Source organism: Bradyrhizobium sp. STM 3809 (genome assembly GCF_000239795.1).
Taxonomy (GTDB): Bacteria; Pseudomonadota; Alphaproteobacteria; order Rhizobiales; family Xanthobacteraceae; genus Bradyrhizobium.
Window position 1 is genome coordinate 1 of record NZ_CAFJ01000735.1, and the last position, 3,656, is coordinate 3,656.

At 66.6% G+C, this 3,656-nt stretch carries 5 protein-coding genes; all 5 read right to left on the reverse strand.

Annotated elements, in window-relative coordinates:
• Positions 1-455: 455 nt before the first annotated feature.
• On the reverse strand, positions 456-752 hold the full coding sequence (locus BRAS3809_RS31460; protein WP_008966051.1) for a hypothetical protein: 297 nt from the start codon (positions 750-752) through the stop codon (positions 456-458).
• Positions 753-889: 137 nt separating this feature from the next.
• Positions 890-1,438 (reverse strand): septation protein IspZ, encoded by a 549-nt coding sequence (locus tag BRAS3809_RS31465; protein WP_008966052.1) that lies wholly within the window; start codon positions 1,436-1,438, stop codon positions 890-892.
• A 24-nt stretch (positions 1,439-1,462) separates the two neighbouring features.
• Positions 1,463-2,047 carry a hypothetical protein gene (locus tag BRAS3809_RS31470; protein WP_008966053.1) on the reverse strand — a complete coding sequence of 195 codons (585 nt, stop codon included), beginning with the start codon at positions 2,045-2,047 and terminating at the stop codon, positions 1,463-1,465.
• A gap of 249 nt (positions 2,048-2,296) precedes the next feature.
• Positions 2,297-2,854, reverse strand: coding sequence for a septation protein IspZ (locus tag BRAS3809_RS31475; RefSeq protein WP_008966054.1), 558 nt, complete (start codon positions 2,852-2,854; stop codon positions 2,297-2,299).
• 63 nt (positions 2,855-2,917) lie between these two features.
• Positions 2,918-3,656, reverse strand: a 739-nt coding sequence (locus BRAS3809_RS31480; RefSeq protein WP_035659793.1) for a carotenoid oxygenase family protein, incomplete at its 5' end; no start/stop codon positions are given.

Consider the following 3,656-nt stretch of genomic DNA (forward strand, 5'->3'; position numbering starts at 1 on the left):
CTTTCTCGCAGGCGGGCCGCAGGCGTCAGCCGACGCCTGGCCTTCCCTGCGCCCTTTGCGTTTCAAAGGGCATGACGTTGCATCCCTCGGGCGTCATCCGCCGCGAGGCTGCGCACGCTTGTCCCGGGCTGTTTGAGATGTGAAGCGGAAATGCCGGCGGAAAAACTCGCCCTCGTCCCGGCCTCGAGCCGGACCCATACCCCCAGGCGGCGGTTGGAGGCAGGCTGGTGGTTGGCTTTTTTGCCCATCAGATCCGCCGCGGCGTATGGGTCCCGGCTCGGAGGCCGGGACGACGGCGGAGGGTGCCGAGGCAGCGTAGGGTGGGCAAAGCGGCGCCGTCAGCCGACGCGTGCCCACCGTCGGTCGGCACGCTCGGAGAGAATGGTGGGCACGGCGCGCGCGCTATCTCGCCTTGATCAGGCAGCTCGGCGCGCCTTTGCCCACCCTACAAAGGATCAGCCGCGGGCACCGGTGAAGGGGAAGCTGCCCATGAAGCCGATGCCCATCTCGCCGGAGATGCTGTCGCCGGAGACCTTGCCCTTGAAGTCGAGGGTCAGCGGCATCGGGCTGGTGATCGAGACTTTCCAGGCGACCTCGTCGCCATTGACGGTGCCGTCGAAGATCTCGGCGGAATCGCCTTCCGCAGCCTGGGTGCCGGTCAGCGTCGAGCCCGAGCTCTTCAGGCTCAAGGTCGCGCTGCGCTCGCCCATCGGCGTGTTCAAGGTCAGATTCCAGTTGCCGTCCACTGCCATCGATCGTTCTCCTGGCGTTGCATCCCCGGCCCCGACGCATCATGCGCGAAGGCCTTCGGGCGCCCCTATAGCGCATCTTGGCCGATAAGCCCAATGCGCCGATCAGGCTTTGCTCCGGCCCTTGCTCAGGCCGTTGCTCACGCCCTGGCGGTGCGCAGGCGGTTGGCGATGACGAGGCGGAACGCGATGAACTGCAGCGCAAAGGCCGCGACCTTGGCGCCGGCGGTCAGCGTCATGTAGATCGCCCACAGCTTGATGTCGCCGGTCATCGCCACGCCGATGGTGCCGAGGCCGAGCGCGAACATCAGCAACGCCCAGGCATAGCCGGCGACGGTGACGTATTCGGGAATCGTTTCCGCCACGATCGCCGGCACGTAGCGCAGCATCCAGCCGCGCTTGAGCATGATGGCGCCGATGGCGAAATGGCCGATCGAAGGCTTGGCGAACATGAAGCGCGGATCGTTGGTCAACAATGTCACGCTGCCGAGCACGACGACGAGGGCGATGCTGGCATAGGCCATGAAGCCCAGGCTCTGTCCCTTGATACGGGCCCAGATCACCTGGACCACGGCGACGGCGATGGCGGTTGCGGTGGCCAGCACGACATCGTCGGTGGCGAGGTACAGAACGAAGAAGACGGCGGCGGAAAGGAAATCGGCCGTCAGCTTCGCAAACACGTCTTTCACGCACGTCTCCCTGGGGCAGAACCGTCACGAACCTTGACCGGACATTGCGGCGGCAGTCTGCGCGGCGATGTCCTTCGTCTTACGATACTCAGGATACCAGCGCGTGAAATAAAGTGCACTGTTGCGTGCGGCAAAGGCAATGGCGAGGCCGGTCCAATAGGGCAGGCCGGGGACGTAGAGCGTCATCAGGTTGCCGACGATCATCAGCAGCGTGGAAAGGGCCCACGCGCCGGTGATCACGTAATTCGCGCGCAGAAAGCCGGGAATGGCCGCCGTTTCCGGCGGCACGACCTCGATCGCGTACTGCAGGGTGAAGGGGACGCGCAGCAGCATCGAGCCGAGCGACAGCGCGAAAATGCCGCAGTCGACCGCGAGCCGCACCGCCGAGTGGCTCATCCGGGGATCGATGAGCTGGAGGTAGGCTGCTACGGCGGCGAACACGATTGCCGAGCCGAGGCCGAGGATCTTGACCGACCGGCCCTGGACGACGTCCAGCGCGACCACCGCGAGGCACAGCGCGGCGGCCACCGCCAGGCTGAGCGTGGCCGAGACCACCATCATCAGCGCCGCGTAGACGCCGTAGGGGGCGAGGATGAGGAAGATCGTCATCGGCGGCTCCTCCCGAGCCAATCTTTACACTGCCAAGATCAATACGGGGCAAGCCGGTCCCGGTCAAGCAGAATCTTGACAGTGTCAAAATATCGTGAGGAGGGATTAAAAAGTGATTTATTTCAATCGCTTGAAACGATCGGCGCCGGGTGAGCAGAGCGTCTTCCCGTCTCGGCCCCTCGGCCAGCCGGTCCTGACGGCCGGCAGCGAGGTGGACGCGCCAGGCGGGCGACGACGCCCGGCGCGGCCTCAGGCCGTCGCGCGGGCGCCGCGAAGCCGGCGGATCACCAGCAGGCGGAAGGTGACGTATTGGATGGCGAACGCCGCGAGCTTGGCGCCGACCGCGACGACCGAAATGTAGAGGGCCCAGAGCTTGAGATCACCGGTCAGCGCCACGGCGATCGTGCCGAGCCCGAGGGCGAACATCAGCGCGGCCCAGGCATAGCCCGCCACCGTGACGGCCCCCGGGATGGTGTCGGTCACGACGGGCGGGACGTAGCGCAGCATCCAGCCGCGCTTCAGCATGATCATGCCGACGGCGAAGTGCGCGATGGCCGGCTTGGCGAACATGAAGCGCGGGTCGTTGGTGATCAGCGTGACCGTGCCGAGCACGATGACCAGGCCGAGGCTCGCATAGGTCATGAAGCCGAGCTGCCGGCCGCGGATCTTGGCGTGGGCGAATTGCGCGACGGCCACCGCGATCGCGACCGCCGTCGCTATGACCACGCTGCCGGTGGCGAGATAGAGCGCGAGAAAGAAAATGGCCGACAAAAAGTCGGTGCCCAATTCGATCAAAGCGTGTTTCATGCTGGCATCCTCGATGTCGGGGGACGGCCGCGGTGTTGCGCGGCCGGCGGTGTCGATGCTGCGTCAGGCCGCGCCGACCCAGTTGCCGTGGAAGCCGTCGGGCACGCGGTGGCCAAGATGTACCAGTGCCGCCGGCCCAGCGTCGATGCCGCTCGCGTTGAACACCGCGAGGTCGGACGTGTTCGTCGCGGCGCGCCACACCACCGCGAGCAGCCAGCCGTCGCCCTCGGCCGCGTCCTGGCTGCGCGGCACGAACACCGGCTCGGACAGGCTGTCGCCGTCCGGCAGCAGCCAGGTCGCCCGGCGCCTGCCGGCACCGTCGACATGCGCGATCCCGGAGAGCGCGCCGAACAGCGGCCCATCCGGATTGGCGCAGGCGTACCAGCCGTGACCGCTCGCCAGGCCGGCGCGGCGATCGTCGATGCGGGGGAATTCGCCGGTGAGGTCGTCGAGATAGGTTTGCGTGAAGCGGTCGCTGCTCCCCGCCAGATCGACGCTCCAGCGGCACAGCCGCGCGCGAGACTTCGCAGGATCGGTCGGGCGCCCGTCGGGATGCGGAAACAGCGGCGGCTCGTCGAACTGCATCACGTCGGCGATGATCCGGCTACCGTCGTCCCAAGCATTCATGATGTGAAAGACGTAGCAGGCGTCACCGCGAAACCAGACGATGTCCTTGATGTCGCCGCTCCGCTTCATCACACCAATGAAGGCGCCCTTGTCGGGCTCCCACGCGTAAGGCGGCTTGCCGGCCATCGCGCGCGGCATGCTGCCGGTGAGCGGGAGGATTGGAAACAAGACGTGG